General features: G+C 61.1%; 13 protein-coding genes and 1 tRNA gene. 3 read left to right on the top strand and 11 right to left on the bottom strand.

The window, feature by feature from the left end:
- Together B5F12_RS07270 and B5F12_RS07275 are read right to left on the bottom strand one after the other, a co-directional pair.
- A complete protein-coding gene (locus B5F12_RS07270) occupies positions 1 to 3,216 on the bottom strand; it encodes an ABC transporter permease (protein WP_087232520.1) in 3,216 nt (1,071 codons plus the stop codon).
- Complete coding sequence (locus B5F12_RS07275) at positions 3,210 to 3,911, bottom strand: ABC transporter ATP-binding protein (protein ID WP_204210512.1); 702 nt, start codon at positions 3,909 to 3,911, stop codon at positions 3,210 to 3,212. Before B5F12_RS07275 ends, B5F12_RS07270 begins: the two co-directional genes overlap by 7 nt.
- A 328-nt stretch (positions 3,912 to 4,239) precedes the next feature.
- On the opposite strand from B5F12_RS07275, the gene B5F12_RS07280 reads away from it, so the two are divergent.
- Complete coding sequence (locus B5F12_RS07280) at positions 4,240 to 4,806, top strand: manganese efflux pump MntP family protein (protein WP_087232563.1); 567 nt, start codon at positions 4,240 to 4,242, stop codon at positions 4,804 to 4,806.
- Between the two features lie 67 nt (positions 4,807 to 4,873).
- Positions 4,874 to 5,911, top strand: coding sequence for an aldose epimerase family protein (locus B5F12_RS07285; protein ID WP_087232523.1), 1,038 nt, complete (start codon positions 4,874 to 4,876; stop codon positions 5,909 to 5,911).
- A 686-nt stretch (positions 5,912 to 6,597) separates the two neighbouring features.
- On the opposite strand, the gene pgsA is transcribed toward B5F12_RS07285, so the two are convergent.
- The 9 genes from pgsA to B5F12_RS07330 all read right to left on the bottom strand — a co-directional run bounded on the left by pgsA (position 6,598) and on the right by B5F12_RS07330 (position 15,799).
- Complete coding sequence (gene pgsA / locus B5F12_RS07290; RefSeq protein ID WP_087232527.1) at positions 6,598 to 7,119, bottom strand: CDP-diacylglycerol--glycerol-3-phosphate 3-phosphatidyltransferase; 522 nt, start codon at positions 7,117 to 7,119, stop codon at positions 6,598 to 6,600.
- A gap of 5 nt (positions 7,120 to 7,124) precedes the next feature.
- Positions 7,125 to 8,450, bottom strand: a complete 1,326-nt coding sequence (rimO, locus tag B5F12_RS07295; RefSeq protein WP_087232530.1) for a 30S ribosomal protein S12 methylthiotransferase RimO — start codon at positions 8,448 to 8,450, stop codon at positions 7,125 to 7,127.
- Positions 8,451 to 8,463: 13 nt separating this feature from the next.
- Complete coding sequence (locus tag B5F12_RS07300; RefSeq protein ID WP_087232533.1) at positions 8,464 to 9,120, bottom strand: regulatory protein RecX; 657 nt, start codon at positions 9,118 to 9,120, stop codon at positions 8,464 to 8,466.
- Positions 9,117 to 10,217, bottom strand: a complete 1,101-nt coding sequence (gene recA, locus B5F12_RS07305; protein WP_087232536.1) for a recombinase RecA — start codon at positions 10,215 to 10,217, stop codon at positions 9,117 to 9,119. Before recA ends, B5F12_RS07300 begins: the two co-directional genes overlap by 4 nt.
- Positions 10,218 to 10,220: 3 nt before the next feature.
- Positions 10,221 to 11,114 (bottom strand): peptide chain release factor N(5)-glutamine methyltransferase, encoded by an 894-nt coding sequence (gene prmC / locus B5F12_RS07310; RefSeq protein ID WP_087232539.1) that lies wholly within the window; start codon positions 11,112 to 11,114, stop codon positions 10,221 to 10,223.
- A gap of 25 nt (positions 11,115 to 11,139) precedes the next feature.
- A complete protein-coding gene (locus B5F12_RS07315; RefSeq protein WP_087232541.1) occupies positions 11,140 to 12,120 on the bottom strand; it encodes a DUF1385 domain-containing protein in 981 nt (326 codons plus the stop codon).
- Positions 12,121 to 12,223: 103 nt separating this feature from the next.
- On the bottom strand, positions 12,224 to 13,693 hold the full coding sequence (locus tag B5F12_RS07320; protein ID WP_087232545.1) for a HAMP domain-containing sensor histidine kinase: 1,470 nt from the start codon (positions 13,691 to 13,693) through the stop codon (positions 12,224 to 12,226).
- Between the two features lie 31 nt (positions 13,694 to 13,724).
- The gene (locus B5F12_RS07325; protein WP_087232548.1) at positions 13,725 to 14,414 is read right to left on the bottom strand and encodes a response regulator transcription factor; all 690 of its coding nucleotides are present in this window, start codon (positions 14,412 to 14,414) and stop codon (positions 13,725 to 13,727) included.
- A 14-nt stretch (positions 14,415 to 14,428) separates the two neighbouring features.
- Positions 14,429 to 15,799: a VCBS repeat-containing protein gene (locus B5F12_RS07330; RefSeq protein WP_143482354.1), complete on the bottom strand. Its 1,371-nt coding sequence runs from the start codon at positions 15,797 to 15,799 to the stop codon at positions 14,429 to 14,431.
- Positions 15,800 to 15,993: 194 nt separating this feature from the next.
- Here B5F12_RS07330 and B5F12_RS07335 point away from each other — a divergent pair.
- Positions 15,994 to 16,070, top strand: a tRNA-Arg gene (locus B5F12_RS07335).
- Positions 16,071 to 16,392 lie beyond the last annotated feature (322 nt).

The raw sequence follows: 16,392 nt of genomic DNA on the forward strand, positions 1-16,392 counted from the left end.
TCATTCCACCGTTTTCAAACTTTCTACCATATCAATTTTCTTTAACCTAAAGTGTGCCGCCACATTGACAATGAGGGAGAACAGGGCGGTCAAGGCCGCGGCCAGCACATAGGCGTAGGGGGGTGCCGTGCGGCCAAACATCACCAGGTCCACCTCCACCGTCAGCACCATCCAGCTGTGGAGGAACCGGCCCAACACCAGTCCCAGAATCACGCCAAAGATGGTGAGGAACACGTTCTCCCGCAATACATATGCGGTGGTCTCTCCGTCATAGAACCCCAGCACCTTCAAGGTGGCCAGCTCGCTTCTGCGCTCGGTGATGTTGATGTTGGTCAGGTTGTACAGCACCACAAAGGCCAGCGCGGCGGCGGCCACAATGATGATGACCACGGCGTAGTTGATGGCGTCCATGCTGTCCTCAAAGCTGTCCCGGATGGTGGCAATGTAGGAGTAGGAGGCCACCCCATCCATCTTCATCAGGGTCTCCGAGGTCTGGTTGGACACGTCCACCCCCATGCCGTCCTGATAGGCCAGGAGCATCACATTGTTCTGGTAGTCCTCCCCAAACAGCTGGGTATACAGGTCCCGGGTGAGGTATACGTAGTGGTAGACGTAGTTTTCCGTGATGTCCGCCACCACGGCCTCCACCCGCTGGTCTCCCCCCAGGGTGATGGTGTCCCCGACCGACACACCCAGCAGCTCAGAGAGCTTCTCGTCAATGACCACGCCGGAGCCGTCCAGCTCCACCGGGGAGTGGTCCGAACGGTGGCGCAAATCCACAAAGCGCCCGAACTCCTCCACGTCGTCCACCGCAAAGAGGTACACGTCGTAGGAGATGCCTGTGGTGGAAGCGTCCATCATCTGCTGATAGGTGAACATGTAGTCCGCCACAGCCTCTTCCCCGTCCAGATAGTCCTCAATCCCCTGCTTCTGCTCCTCCGTCAGGTCCTCGTCCAGGCCTACGGTGGCGTCATACAGGGATATCTCATCAAACTGCTTATCCAGCACGTCAAAAATGGACTCATGGAGGCCAAAGCCCGTGACAATCAGGGCGGTACAGCCGCCAATGCCGATGACCGTCATCCAAAACCGCTTTTGATAGCGGAACAGGTTGCGCATGGTCACCTTCCAGGTAAAGCTTAGCCTGCGCCAAATGGGCTTGATGTATTCCAAGAAGACCCGCTTGCCCGCCTTGGGGGCCCGAGGCCGCATGAGGTTGGCTGGGGTATCAATCAGCGTGGACAGGCAGGCCCACAGGGCGGCCCCGGTGGTGCACGCCACTGCCGCCAGCACCGCCAACACAAACAGGGGCAGCTGCATCTTATAGTCCAGCCCGGGGATGGCGTACATGATCTGGAAGGCGTTGGCGATGACCGCCGGGATGAGGGTAGCCCCTACCCCTAAGCCAATGAGGCCGCCCACCAGGCTGGCCACAAAGGCGTATCCAATGTACTTTTGGGAGATGGCCAGCCGGGAGAAGCCCAGGGCCTTCAAAGAGCCAATCTGGGTGCGCTGCTCTTCCACCATACGGGTCATGGTGGTCAGGCAGGCCAGCGCGGCCACCACAAAGAAGATGACCGGGAAGATGCTGGACAGATTATCCACCCGCTCGGCGTCTTGGGAGTAGCTGACAAAGCCGGAATTGGTGTCCCGGCCCAGCACATACCACTCACAGGTAGCCATCTCGTCTAAATCCTTCTGGCCCTGGTCGATGTCCGCCTGGGCCTGCTCCAGCTCCGGCTGGGCGTCGGCCTTGGCCTGCTGGTACTCCTCCAGGCCCTTCTGGTACTCCGCCTCGCCGTCGTCCAGCTCTGCCTTGGCTTCGGCCAGCTGGCTGCGGCCACGGGCCTCTTCCTGGTCCAGGGTCTGCTGCCCGGACTGGTACTCTGCCCATCCGGTATCCAACTGCTGGGCGGCATCTTGCAACTGGGCCTGGGCGGCATCCAGCTCCGCCTTGGATTCCTCCAACTGAGTCTTTACCTGGGCCAGCTGCTGATACCCCGCCTGTATCTGGGCGGCAGCTTCGTCCAGCTTTGCCTTCTGGGGAGCCAGCTGCTCCACCATCTGGTCATACATAGGGGTGCCCTCAAAGGGCTTCAGAGCGTCGTAATACTCCTCATAGCCCTTGGCCACCTCTTCCTGCTGGGCGTCCAGTTGGGCCAGGTTCTCCTCATAGGCGGTCTGGCCCTCCTGATACTGAGCCAGACCCTCCTGATAGTCCACTTTGCCCTGCTCATACCGGGTCTGGGACTCCTCCAGCTGGGACCGGGCGGCGTTCAGCTTGGCCTGGCCGTCCTTGATCTCCTGTTCCAGGGTGGCCAAACCACTCTCATAGTCCGCCCAGCCGCTGTCCAGCTCCGCCCGGGCATCGTCCAGCTTCTTCTTGGCATCGTCCAGTTCCTTTTGGGCGTCTGCCAGCTCGCTTCGGGCATCGTCCAGCTCCTTCTGGGCCTCGCTGCGCACCTCTTTGTCCCGCAGGCTGGCCCGCTCCTGGGCCAAGGGGTCCAGGCTGTCCACCAGGGCGCTGAGCTGGTCGGCGTAGGCCTGGCTGTAGCTGTTGAGGGCTTCCATTCCATCGCCAGTGAAATAGGCGGTGGTGTATACGTCCAGGTCGAAATTCTCCCCGGGGATGTAGACAAAGGCATCGATGCTGCCGCTGCCCAGGGTGGTACTGCCTCGGTCTGTACCCACATACAGCGGGCTTTGCACCGTGCCCACAATGGTGTAGCTGGTACGGGTGAGGCTGTCCTGGTCCGCCTCGTCCAACGTGACGGTGAGGGTGTCCCCAATCTCCAGCCCCAGAGCGGTGAGGAGCATCTGCTCGGTGACGCACTCGTCCGCCTGCTGGGGCAGGCGGCCCTCCACCACGTTGAGCAGATTCAAGTTCTCCGGCATGGAGCGCATGGAGACGATGGAGTCCACCGCGGTGGCGTCCACGCTCCACGCCCCTTCCACCTGATCTACGCCGTCGGCCTGGGCTAAGGCCTGCAAGTCCTCCTGGGTGAGCCCCATGGTGGACATAACATAGCCGTCCATGAGGTGGTGGGAGTCGTAGTAGTTGTCCGCCGTATACTCCATATCCGGGGCCGTGGCCCGCAGGCCCACCAAAAAGGCCACGGCCAGAGCGGAGAGGAGGAGAATGGATAGAAAGCGGCTGTAGGTATGGCGGACTTCCCGAATAAAATCGGTGAGCAGCCTGTTTTTCCTCTTTACCATTCAATCGCCTCCACCGGGGTGGGGTGAGGATTGCAGGTCATCTCCTCCACACGCCCGTTTTTGATGTGAATAACCCGGTCTGCCATGGGGGTGAGGGCGGTATTGTGGGTGATGACCACCACTGTCATCCCCTGCAGGCGGCAGGTATCCTGCAAGAGCTTCAAAATGGCCTTGCCCGTGACGTAGTCCAGCGCGCCGGTAGGCTCATCGCACAGCAGCAGCTTGGGGTTTTTGGCCAGGGCACGGGCGATGGCCACCCGCTGCTGCTCGCCGCCGGAGAGCTGGGCGGGGAAGTTGTTGAGGCGATGCCCCAGCCCCACGTGCTCCAGCACGTCTTTGGCGTCCAGGGGCTCTTTGCAGATCTGGGCGGCCAGCTCCACATTCTCCAGGGCGGTGAGGTTCTGCACCAGGTTGTAGAACTGGAAGACAAATCCGATGTCGTTGCGGCGATACTGGGTGAGCTGGCGGGCGTTGAATCCGCTGACCTGGGTGCCATCCACCAGGATCTCTCCGCTGGTACAGGCGTCCATGCCCCCCAGCATATTCAGCACCGTGGTCTTACCTGCGCCGGATGGCCCCACAATGATGGCAAATTCCCCTTTTTCGATGTGGAAATCCACCCCATCCACCGCTTTGATGGTCACCTCTCCCATGACGTATTCCTTGCGTACTTGTTTGAAAGAGATATAACTCATAATTACCACCATCCCGCTATATTGTTATCTTAACTATATAGTACACGTTCTCCCCTCCACCTGCAATCCTTCCTTACCATTGTTTAAAGAAAGTTTATGAATCCCCCGAGGTCTCCTGTGTTATCGTTGACTAACTCCTCTTGCCGCTGGTACAATACCCACACGATAAGGGAGTAATTGGCGGCGTGTTTGCGCCGTGGCCTGGTCAACATACTGGCGGCGTGTCCGTCTGGCCGGGTCTGAAACAGTGAGACTTATCCGCTACAAAGGGCGGGTAGTCTCTTTTTTTATGCCCGCCCAACACCTGAAACAGAAAGGCGAGAAGAATATGGGAATTTGGGAACTTTTGATTTTAGCTGTTGGCCTGGCCATGGATGCCTTTGCCGTGTCCATCTGCAAGGGCCTGTCTATCCGCAAGCTCCATCTGCGCCACATGGTGATTGTTGGCCTGTGGTTCGGGGCCTTCCAGGCCCTCATGCCCCTACTGGGGTACTTTTTGGGCTCCGCCTTCACCCAGCTGGTCCAGGCGCTGGACCACTGGATTGCCTTTGTGCTGCTGCTCATCATCGGCGGCAACATGATTCGGGAGGCCTTCAGCGGCGACGAGGAGGAAGTCTCCCCCTCCCTGGCCGTCCCCGGTATGTTCCTGCTGGCGGTGGCCACCTCCATTGACGCTCTAGCGGTGGGCATCACCTTCGCCTTCCTGCGGGTGAACATCTGGCTGGCGGTGGCCATCATCGGGGTGTGCACCTTTGTCATCTCGGCGGCGGGGGTAAAGATCGGCAATGTCTTCGGCGCCCGCTTCAAATCCAAGGCTGAGCTGCTGGGCGGCGTGGTGCTGGTGCTCATCGGCGCCAAAATTTTGCTGGAGCACCTGGGGCTGCTGGCCCTGTAAGGGGTAGTTGACGCAGGGGCCCTTCCAGTGCTACAATCGAAGAAAAGCACATAAGGAGGTTTTTCCCATGTCTGACAATCGCACCCTCTTTGCCACCATGCCCAACGGTGACCTGGTGGAAGAACTCACCCTCCGCTGCGGCGCTCTGCGTTGCTCCATCCTCACCTATGGCGGTGCCATCCGCTCCCTGGTGGTCCCCGACAAGGACGGCAACCCCGTGGACGTGGCCCTGGGCTTCGACACCATCGAGGACTACATGACCCAGACCTGCTACATCGGCGCGCTCATTGGTCGCTTCGGCAACCGTATCAACCAGGGCAAATTTACCCTCAACGGGGTGGACTACACTCTGGCCACCAACAATGGCCCCAACCACCTTCACGGCGGCGACATCGGCTTTGACAAGCAGATCTGGACCGTAGAGGACCAGACCGAGAACCAGGTGGTGCTCTCCCTGGTCAGCCCCGATGGCCAGGAGAACTATCCCGGCACCCTCACCGTCATCGTCACCTACACCCTCACCGAGGATGGGCTGTCCATCTCCTACCACGCCAACACCGACGCGGACACCCTGTGCAACCTCACCAACCACTGCTACTTCAACCTCTCCGGCCACGACAGCGGCCCGGTAGATAACCAGACCATCTGCATCAAGGCCCAGGCCTATACCCCCACCGATGCCGGGTCCATCCCCACCGGGGAGATCGCCAGCGTGGAGGGCACTCCCATGGACCTGCGTACCCCCGTGGCCATGGGGGCCCACTGGGACGACGACTTTGAGCAGCTGACCATGGCCCGAGGCTACGACCACAACTGGGTGCTGGATGGTGAGGCTGGACAGCTGCGCCACGTGGCCACTGCCCACTCCCCCGCCACCGGCATCACCATGGAGGTGCACACCACCACCCCCGGCGTGCAGTTCTACTCCGGCAACTACATGGACGGCTGCCCCGTGGGCAAGGACGGCGCCCCCTACGACAAGCGCTGGGGCTTCTGCCTGGAGACCCAGAACTTCCCCGACGCCCCCAACCACGCCAACTTCCCCTCCGCCGTGCTCAAGCCCGGTCAGGAGTATAAAGAAGAGACCGTGTACAAGTTTGTGTAATACATAAAATGAGAAATGGCCTGTTGCGGCAACGCAGCAGGTCATTTTTCTTATCCTGGAATGATTTTCTTATCAGAATCACCCTGTTCCGGCTTGCCAGCCTGGGGGCGCTCCGCTGGGCCCGATTTCTCCCCGATGAGAAATCGGGGAAAGAATCGCCAAAGGCGGGGTCTTCCCCCGCCTTGTGGAATCCACCCCGCGGTACTGGGAGCCCCTGCGTTCTTCTCTTCTCGGCCCTTGGCTTGGTGGGGTCACATAGATAGCATGGCAATGCTACAGAATGTACCTGCTTCTCTGCAAAACTATGCTTCTCTCACCAGGGCCTTACCCTGGTGAGCTGCTGTTTCCAGCGCTCGGCGGCCTGGTTCCCGGCGGCGGGAACGCCGCTTCTCCAGGGTAGGCCCGGCTGTGAAAACCACCTGGCTGTAGGGCCAGCTTCCCAGGGTGACCTGGTGTGGTGGCAGAAACAGGAGCCACAATAAGAGTGACGGGCCGAACCTAGTCTTGACGCATTGACAGCCTGGTACCTCAGGGGGGTACTTAGGGGGGAACGCCCTAAGCGGGTTTTGGTTTCTTTTGCCCGCTCAAAAGAAACCCCCAGCGGGGAGCGTCCCCACCGCACTGGCAAGTGCATAGAAGAGAAAAAGAACGTGGAAGCAGCCGCAACGGCCACTTCCACGATTCACTTATTTCATCACGTCTTTGTTTTTCCAGAAGTACTCAATGCCGGAGTACACGGTGGTAATCACGATCACCCACACGCACACCTGCACCAAAATCTCAGGAATGGGCAAGTGCATCAGGCACAGGCACACCATGGTGGAGAAAGTCTTCACCTTGCCAGACCAGGCGGCGGCGATCACCCGGCCATTGTCCACGGCGATGAGCCGCAGGCCGGACACGGCAAACTCCCGGGCCACCACGATGACCAGGGCCCACACGGGGAGCAGCCCCACGGAGACAAACCAGATCATGGCGGTGATCACCAGAATCTTGTCCGCCAGGGGGTCCATGAACTTGCCGAAGGTGGTCACCTGGTTGTAGTGCCGGGCCACATAGCCGTCCAGGAAGTCGGTGACGCTGGCGATGACAAACACGGCCAGGGCCAGCAGAGCGCTGTATTTCAGGTTCAGGTACCACACCACCAGGTACACGGGAATCAAAATCACCCGGAGCATGGTCAGTTTATTGGCGGTATTCCATTCCATGTCGCTCACTCCTCAATCTCGCCCGTGAGGTCCCCGTCGGCGGTGCCGGTGATACGGACCCACACAAAATCTCCTGCTTTCACGTCTCCCGCAGCGGTAAACAGCACCCGGCCGTCAATGTCCACCGAGTCGGCGTAGGTACGGCCCACAAAGCAACCTTCCGCAGCGTCAAAGCCCTCGCACAGCACTTCCATGCAGGTGCCCAAACGCTCCTGGTTGTACTCGTCCATGATACGGGACTGGAGGTCCACCACCAGCTCCACCCGGCGGGCAGCCACCTCGGGGTCCACCTGGTGTTCCATGGCGGCAGCCAGGGTGCCCTCCTCGGGGGAGAACTGGAACACACCCGCCCGCTGGATTTTCTGCTCTTTCAGGAACTCACACAGCTCCTCGAACTCCTCCTCCCCCTCGCCGGGCAAGCCGCAGATGAGGGAGGTGCGGATGACCACTTTGGGCATGGCCTTCCGCAGCTTGGCAAAGAGGGTCTCGATCTCCGCCTTGGTGCTGCGGCGGCGCATGGCCTTCAAGATGCCGTCGTTGGCGTGCTGGATGGGAATGTCCAGGTACTTGACGATCTTCCGCTCCTTGGCAATCACCTCGATGAGCTCGTCAGTCACCGCCTCGGGGTAGAGGTAGTGGAGACGAATCCAGTGGAAGGGCAGCTTGCACAGCTCGCGGAGCAGCGCCGCCAGGGTGGTGGGCTGCTCCAGGTCCTGGCCGTAGCGGGTGATGTCCTGGGCGATGACGATGAGTTCCTGCACCCCGTTGTCCGCCAGCTTCTGGGCCTCCTCCAGGATGTGCTCCATGGAGCGGCTGCGGTAGCGGCCCCGAAGCTTGGGGATGATGCAGAAGGCACAGCCGTTGCTGCACCCCTCCGCAATTTTCAGGTATGCGGTATAGGGGGGTGTGGTGACCATCCGCTCCCCGTCCTCGTAGGTGCGGTGGATGTCCCCGAAGTGCTGGGCCTCTTCCCCGGCCATGAGCTCCTCAATGGCGGACACCACGTCGGTATAGCTGCCAGTGCCCAGCAGGCCGTCCACCTCGGGCAGCTCGGTGCGGATGTCCTGGGGATAGCGCTGGGACAGGCACCCGGTGACCAGCAGCTTTTTCAGCTGCCCCTCTTTCTTCAGCTGGGCCAGCTCCAAAATGCAGTCGATGGCCTCGCTCTTGGCCGCCTCAATAAACCCGCAGGTGTTGAGGACCGCCACGTCCGCCCCCCGGGGCTCCCCGGTGACATTGTAGCCAGCAGCCCGGCACAGGGCCATCATCTGCTCGGTGTTCACCAGGTTTTTGGAGCAGCCCAGAGACTGGAATGCCACGGTATAACTCATTGGTTCCATCCTTTCACTCCGCCTCTTGCTCCACTTGGCTCAGCACCCGGGAGATCTCCTCCCAGCCAAAGCCACGGCGGGCCAGATAGGCGGACACTTTTTTCAGTTCTTCCCGGGTGGGCGCTGCCCCCCGGAGCTTCTTTTCCACCAGGGCCCGGAGCTTGTCGTCCCCCTGGTCCCGCTCCTCCATGGCCTCGTCCCAGAACTCTCTGGGGACACCACGGCGGTACAGTTCATCCCGGATTTTGGCCGGGCCGTAGCCCTTGCGGCTGTAGTGGCGCACCACCGTGGAGGCGTACTCCCGGTCGTCCACCAGCCCCACCTGGGCCATGCGCTGGGCCACCTCCTGGGCCAGCTCCCGGCGCTGCTGCCGCTGCTCCTCCCCCTCCTGAGGGTCTCTCGTTCTGGGGGACTTGGCGGACAGCTTGCGCTCCAGCTCCCGCTGGGACATGGGCCGGGCCGCGAGAAGGGTGAGGGCCTTGTTGTTCAGCTTAGCCTTCTCCTGGGCCTGTTTGAGCCCTTCCAGCTGCTCCTCACTCAGCTCCATCCCGGCGTAGAGGGAAAAGGACACCACGTCCCCCTCCCCTACCCGCAGCAGAGAGCCGTCCTCCAGCCAGACAAGCCACCGCCCCTCGACCCGGGACGAGGGCTCCAGCTTGACTAGTTTCATCCTTCAAAGTCGTCCGCCGACACGTCCACGGCTCGCCCGGCGGCCCGGGCGGCGATCTGGGACTGGCGGCTCATGAGCTTGAAGGAGTTGGCCCGAATCTGGTCCTCGATCTCCTGAGCGATCTCGGGGTTGTCGGTGAGATACTTCTTCACGGCGTCCTTGCCCTGGCCCAGGCGGGTGTCGCCCATGGAGAACCAGGAGCCGGACTTCTGGATGAGGTCCAGCTTCACGCCCAGGTCCACCAGCTCGCCCAGCTTGGAGATGCCCTCGCCGTACATGATCTCAAACTCTGCCTCCCGGAAGGGGGGAGAGACTTTGTTCTTCACAATCTTCACCCGGGTGCGGTTGCCCACCACCTCGGTGCCGTTTTTCAGGGCCTCCACCCGGCGCACCTCCATGCGCACCGAGGCGTAGAACTTCAGGGCACGGCCACCGGTGGTGACCTCGGGGTTGCCGTACACCACGCCCACCTTTTCACGGAGCTGGTTGATGAAGATGACCACACAGTTGGTCTTGGCAATGGAGCCGGCCAGCTTGCGCAGGGCCTGGCTCATGAGGCGGGCCAGCAGGCCCACATGGGAGTCGCCCATGTCGCCCTCAATTTCCGCCCGGGGGGTGAGGGCGGCCACCGAGTCCACCACCACCACGTCAATGGCGCCGGAGCGCACCAGGGCCTCGCAGATCTCCAGGCCCTGCTCGCCGGTGTCCGGCTGGGAGATGAGCATGGAGTCAATGTCCACGCCCAGGGCACGGGCATAGGTGGGGTCCAGGGCGTGCTCGGCGTCGATGAAGGCCACCTCGCCGCCCCGCTTCTGGGCCTCTGCCACCACGTGGAGGGCCAGAGTGGTCTTACCGGAGGACTCGGGGCCATAGATCTCAATGATACGCCCCTTGGGCACGCCGCCGATGCCCAGGGCGATGTCCAGGGACAGAGAGCCGGTGGGGATGGCCTCCACCATCACGTCGGCGTTCTCTCCCAGGCGCATGATGGAGCCCTTGCCGTAATCCCGCTCGATCTGGGCAATGGCGGTCTCCAGCGCCTTCTTCTTATCCGATGCAGGCCCCACAGGGTCCACGGGCCGTTTCTTATCTGCCATGCGTCATTCTTCCTTTCCTGCCGGCTCGTCCGGCTGTATGGGTTCTAGTATGCCCTCCACGACCCGCCAGTGGCCGCCAGGGTCTTGAAAACTGCGGACCTGCTGGAAGCCTCGGTCCACCATGAGCTTTTTCACCGCTTCCTCCTGGTCGTAGCCGATCTCAAAGATCAGCTTGCCGCCGGGACGCAGGGCCCAGTTCCAGTGCAGGGTGATGGCCCGGTAGAAGTCCAGGCCGTCCTCGCCCCCGTCCAGGGCCAGGTGGGGCTCGTAGTCCCGCACCGAGTGGTCCAGCTCCTCCTCCACCACCTGGCGGGGGATGTAGGGGGGATTGCACACAATGAGGTCAAACTCACCCAGCTCCCGGGGTGGGGGCTGGAGGGCGTTGACCTGGACCAGCTCCACTTGGTCGGCGAGCTGGCAGCGCATCAGGTTCTGCCGAGCCACCTCCAGGGCGTCCTGAGACCAGTCGGCCAGCACCACCTGGGCGTTGGGGCAGTTGTAGGCCAGGGCCAGCCCCACACAGCCGCTGCCGGTGCACAAATCCAGTACCCGGGCCTGGGGCAGGTCCCGCACCGCCAAAATCCCCCGCTCCACCAGCAGTTCGGTGTCGGGGCGGGGAATGAGCACCTGGGGGGTGACGGTGAGGGTGAGGCCGTAGAACTCCCACTCTCCAAGGATATAGGCGATGGGCTCCCCGGCCAGTCGGCGCTGGAGCAGGGCGTCCACCTGCCCCTCGATGGCCTCGCTGGCATAGAGAGACAGGTCCCGGAGCACCTCTTCCCGGCGCTTGCCCAGGGCGGCACACATCAGCTCCATGGCCTCCAGCTGGGCTTGCTCCACGCCGGACTCCTTGAGGGTGCGCCGTACCGCTAAGTAAATATCGTTATACGTCTGCATGTCTGCCGCCTTTCTCTGTCTTCCATTACCAGGCGTCGGCGCCCTTTTCCCGGGGCAGCACCAGCTTCAAAGCGGTAATGGCCACCTCGATCATGCTCTCGTCCGGCTCAAAGGTGGTGAAGTTCTGCATCCACATCCCCGGAGCCCGCAGGGCGCGACACAGGGCATTGTCATGGCCGCCCACGTAGCGGTTGAACTCATAGGTCACACCCACAATGATGGGCAGCAGCACCAGGTGGAGCACCATGCGCAGCAGGGTGTTTTTGATCTGCAAGGGGGTAAAAATCACAATGGAGAGGAAAATGGACACCACAATCACCACAAAGAGAAAGCTGGTGCCGCAGCGGGGATGGTGGCGGGGCTGCTTTTTCACGTTCTCCACGGTGAGCTCCAGGCCATTCTCATAGCAGTAGATGGCCTTGTGCTCCGCCCCGTGGTAGGAGAACACCCGGCGCATCTCCTTGGTTCTGGAGCACAGCCACAGGTAACACAGGAAAATGGCCACCTTCATCACACCTTCCACCACCGCCTGGACCCACAGAGGCATCTGGGGCCACACCAGGCGGATGAGGCCGGTGAGGGCGGTGGGCAGCAGGATGAACAGGCCCACCGAGAAGGCGATCCCCAGGGCCGCCGCTATGGTAATGAAGATGGAGGCGGCCTTCTCCTGGGTAAAGTGGGCGTCCAGCCACTTCTCCAGCCAGCCGGGCTCCTCGTCCTCCTCCTGCTCCAGTCCCTCCTCGGACACCTCGGCGGAGTGCATCAGGGCACTCACCCCGTGGACCATGGCCGAGCCGAAGACAAACACCCCTCGCACCAGGGGCAGCTTGGCAAACCGGCTGCGGGGCTGAATCTTTTTGGTGGTGATATCCAGCTCTCCGTTGGGCTTGCGCACCACGATGGCCCGCTTCTCCGGGCCCTGCATCATAATGCCCTCAATGAGGGCCTGACCACCGCAGGTGGTCTTGTAAGGCGTCCCACAGGGGGACGCAGACTGATTGGACATGGGAATGAACTCCTTTATCTCGGGCGTACTCCCCCCCGTCCTTCCACGGAACATCTTAGCAGATGGCGGGAAAAATGACAAGGGTTTTCGTACATTTGTTTCATTATTCCAGGGTCATGGGCAGGCGCAGGGTGACCACGCAGCCGCCGCCCATGGCGTTTTCAATATCCAGGGTGCCGCCGTGGCAGGTGACGATCTCCTCACACACGGCCAGGCCGATGCCGGAGCCACGGGCCTTGGAAGAGCCCTTGTAGAACTTGTATTTGACGTAGGGCAGCTCCTCTTCGGGGACGCCGGGGCCGAAGTCCCGCACCCGGATGGCCACCATGTTCCCCTCGGGGTGGATGGACACATCCACTTCGCCGCCGGAGCCGCCGTGCTTGTCGGCGTTGTCCAGCAGGTTGCAGAACACCTGGCGCAGCCGCTCGGGGTCGCCGCTGATGGGAGGGAACTCCTCTTCGCACTCGATGTACTCCAGCTTCAAGCCCTTGCGGCGGAAGAACTCCCGGTAGGTGTACACGGCGTCCTCCAGCTCCGCCTTGATATCGATGGGCTCCACGGACAGGTTGAACCGCCCGGTCTCAATGCGGGAGAACTCCAGCAGCTCCTCCACCATGTTGGTCAGGCGTCGGGCCTCGGAAACGATGATGCCCATGCCCTTTTTCACGTCCTCTGCGTCCCGCACCTCGCCGTTGTACAGGGTCTCCGCCCAGCCGTTGATGGCGGTGAGGGGGGTACGCAGTTCGTGGGACACCGAGGAGATAAACTCCGACTGAGTCTTCTCCGCCTGGTCGATCTTCATGGACATGTCGTTGATGGCGTCCACCAACTGGCCCATCTCGTCGTCGCCCCGCACCTCCATCTGCACGCCGTAGCTGCCGGCGGCGATGCGCTTGGCGGTCTCGGTGACGCGAGTCACCGGCTCCAGAATCATGCGGATGAAGTAGGAGGCGTAGAGTACCATCAGGGCGATGATGACCATGCCCACCAGCACGCTGATGCCCACCACCTTCAACATCTGGGCCTGGAGCAGGCGCAGAGAGGTGACCAGGCGCACCACACCCACCACCGAGCCGTTGTACACGATGGGGGCGGAGGCGGCCATGAGGTAGTCCTGGGTGGAGGTATCCTCCCCCCGCCAGGTGGACAGCTCTTTGGTCTGGATGGCCTCCTCAATATCAGCCCCCTGGGGGGTGGCACCGGAGATATCCATGAGGGAAGTCATGCGCACCTCGCCGTCGGGGGTGAGGAACTGCACCTCGATGGTGTTTTTCTCCTCAAACTGGTTGATGAACTGCCGGGCCGCATAGAGGTAGGTGGTCTCGGTGTAGTTCTGAAACATCCCGGCCGCCGTCTGGGCCTTGCTCTCCAGGGTGGCGGCGATGGTGGCCAGGTAGTAGTTGTAAATGGCCAGGGAGAAGGCGGACACGGCAATGGCCACAATGGCAAAGGTGGTCACCAGGGTATTCACCAGCCAGCGGCGACGCAGCACGCCCCGGCGCACCGCCTTTTTCTTCTGCTCCTGTCCCTCCTTCTTCCGCTTGCCGGGAAGGGGGATCTTCTTCCAAATCATCTTATATCCTCTCCATGCTCTTCACGCCGCATTAGCAGCCCCATTTATAGCCAAAGCCCCAGACGGTGTTGATGTAGGTGGGGTTCTGGGGGTCGTCCTCCAGCTTGATGCGCAGGCGGCGAATGTTCACGTCCACGATCTTCAGCTCTCCAATGTAGTCCTTGCCCCACACCGCGTCCAGAATCTCCTCCCGGGCCAGGGCCTTCCCCGGGTTGTCCATAAACAGCTTGACGATGGAGTATTCCACCTGGGTCAGCTTCACCCGCTGGCCGTTTTTCTCCAGGGTGCGGTTGCGGGTGTTGAGGAGGAAGGGGGGCTGATGAATCTCGTCGGTCTCCCGGGTGGTCTCTCCGCCGGTGCGGCGGTACAAAGCGTCCACCCGGGCGGTGAGCTCGGCGGGCGAGAAGGGCTTGGTGACATAGTCGTCCGCCCCGGTCATCAGGCCGGTGACCTTGTCCATCTCCTGGGTAAGGGCGGTGAGCATGATAATGCCGATCTGGGAATTGCCCGCCCGGATACGGCGGCACACCTCAAAGCCGTCCATCTCGCCGGGGAGCATAATGTCCAGCAGCGCCACCCGAATGTCCGGGTGCCGGGCAATCTGCTCCAGGGCCTCTTCCCCGGTGCCCGCCTCGATGGTCTCATATCCCGCACGCTTGAGGTTGATGACCACAAAGCTGCGGATGTTGGACTCGTCCTCCAATACCAATACTTTTTTCATGGTGGCTCACTCCTTTAAGATTCACTGTCCCAGGCCACGGTGATGAGGAAGAACCGCTGGGCCAGTTCGTTGGCTTTCAGTTTGCAATCCCACACGCCCTCTTCCAGGGAGGCGGCGTAGATGGTGGTACTGTCGCTGTACAGGGTCACACGGCCAGGCAGCATGGCCCGGGCCTGACGGTTGCTGCCGGTCAGGCGGTAGATGGTCAAGAAGGGCTTGGGCTCCTGGCCCTCTTCCCCGGAGTTATAGTAGAACACCACCGAACGCTCGCCCCGGTGGCTGAGAGAGTCGTCCCGGGCCACGGCGATGTTCTCCGGCCAGTTGTCCGGCAACACCAGGTACCAGCCGTCGGCCTGACAGTGGTAGGTGACACAGCTGATGGCCAAGCTGCCGTTGGCGTTGACCTGGCACCAGTAAATCACCGACTCTTCGGACTCCTCCCCCTCCTTGACGCTGGGCAGCTTTACGGGGATAGGGATTTCCAGCACGCCGTCCTTGTTGATGTCGGACAGGGACACCCCGGTGTCCACCCGGGAGGTCACCTCACTGTAGCCCGCCTGCTTGTTCAAGGTGACATTGTGCAGGCGCCCGTCCGCCACCGTCATCACGTCGGTGAGATTCCCGCCGGAGAACAGCGAGGAGGCAAACACCGCCGGAGTGCCGTCGGCCAGCTTGCCCGGCACCATGGAGTACACCCCATAGATGCCATTGGACAGGGGGGCGGAGGAGGTCATGGTCATCACACCGCCGTTATAGTCGTAAAATTCCGCCAGGTTGGCCCCGTCTCCGGTGCTGTCCTGGTGACAGACCACGATCTCCTTGGCGCCGTCCTGGTCCAGATCGGTGACCAGATAGCTCTCATTGTATGTGGTGCTCATCAGCTCGCTGACCCCTGCGTCCAACAGGGCGTAGGCGGAGAGGATGTGCACCTTGGTGCTCATCTGCCAGGAGACGATGAGGTCCAGGGTCCCGTCCCCCGTCACGTCCTCATAGGTCACGGAGTTGATGGAGGTGCCGTCCCCTTCCACCACGTAGGTCAGGCGGTAGTCGTTGTCCGCACCCTTGCGGAACAGGCACACCCGCAGAGGCTTCTCCTCTGCCGAGGTGACTCGGAGAAACACCGCCGCCATTTCCTGCTCTCCATCTCCGTTGAGGTCCAGCAGCTGCACCGTGGAGGTGTTGCTGCCCGAGCTGATGGTGGCGTACTCCGCCCCCTGCTGGTCCATCACGTCCTGGATGGTGCTCTGGAGCTGGGAATATGCCCCGGGCAGGATGGGCAGGGCGTACATCCCCTCGGACTGCTCAAACATACAACCGCATAAACTCAACGATAGGCACAGCAGCATGGCACACAGCCCCACACCGCGAAACACTCGTTTTTTCACCGTTCTAACCTCATTTCTTTTGCTGGGCTTGACCCCTCCGGCTGTCTGAGGGGAATTTCGTAGCTTACCATTATGATATGATACCACAATCCCCCGCCCTTGCCTATGCTTATTTCCGTCTCTGGGAGTTATTTTTTATTTTCTTCTTTACAAACGGAAATTTTCCTGCTATACTATTCAAGCATCATAAAGATGCGCCCGTAGTTCAATTGGATAGAGCGTCAGATTCCGGTTCTGAATGTTGGGGGTTCGAGTCCCTTCGGGCGTACCAAAGCTAGGATAGATCGCAAGGTCTACCCTAGCTTTTTTCTTTTCCAGCCTTGTGCGTCTATCGCCAATCAGGCTTCGTCCACAGGACTCGCCTTCTTGGGAAGGGACCCGCAGCGGGAAAACGTGCCGCAGGCACCTTTTCCTCGCTTCGGCTTCGGGCGTACCAAAAATCGACAAGTTCCGCAAGGAGCTTGTCGATTTTTACTTATTCACTATTCTCCTACAATAAAGTTACGGTTTAAGGCGCGGCAGCCAGCCGCGTCTTTTTCCATCTCAAAGCCGAAGCTGTTAGAATGAGAGAGTAAATGGTCTGGCACCAACAT

Source organism: Pseudoflavonifractor sp. An176 (assembly GCF_002160435.1).
Classification (GTDB): domain Bacteria; phylum Bacillota; class Clostridia; order Oscillospirales; family Oscillospiraceae; genus Enterenecus; species Enterenecus faecium.

Coding starts and splice junctions, on each gene's coding strand:
- B5F12_RS07270 (WP_087232520.1), bottom strand. CDS start 3,216: ATGGTAAAGAGGAAAAACAGGCTGCTCACCGATTTTATTCGGGAAGTC.
- B5F12_RS07280 (WP_087232563.1), top strand. CDS start 4,240: ATGGGAATTTGGGAACTTTTGATTTTAGCTGTTGGCCTGGCCATGGAT.
- recA (WP_087232536.1), bottom strand. CDS start 10,217: ATGGCAGATAAGAAACGGCCCGTGGACCCTGTGGGGCCTGCATCGGAT.
- B5F12_RS07315 (WP_087232541.1), bottom strand. CDS start 12,120: ATGTCCAATCAGTCTGCGTCCCCCTGTGGGACGCCTTACAAGACCACC.
- B5F12_RS07285 (WP_087232523.1), top strand. CDS start 4,874: ATGTCTGACAATCGCACCCTCTTTGCCACCATGCCCAACGGTGACCTG.
- B5F12_RS07320 (WP_087232545.1), bottom strand. CDS start 13,693: ATGATTTGGAAGAAGATCCCCCTTCCCGGCAAGCGGAAGAAGGAGGGA.
- B5F12_RS07275 (WP_204210512.1), bottom strand. CDS start 3,911: ATGAGTTATATCTCTTTCAAACAAGTACGCAAGGAATACGTCATGGGA.
- prmC (WP_087232539.1), bottom strand. CDS start 11,114: ATGCAGACGTATAACGATATTTACTTAGCGGTACGGCGCACCCTCAAG.
- pgsA (WP_087232527.1), bottom strand. CDS start 7,119: ATGGAATGGAATACCGCCAATAAACTGACCATGCTCCGGGTGATTTTG.
- rimO (WP_087232530.1), bottom strand. CDS start 8,450: ATGAGTTATACCGTGGCATTCCAGTCTCTGGGCTGCTCCAAAAACCTG.
- B5F12_RS07325 (WP_087232548.1), bottom strand. CDS start 14,414: ATGAAAAAAGTATTGGTATTGGAGGACGAGTCCAACATCCGCAGCTTT.
- B5F12_RS07300 (WP_087232533.1), bottom strand. CDS start 9,120: ATGAAACTAGTCAAGCTGGAGCCCTCGTCCCGGGTCGAGGGGCGGTGG.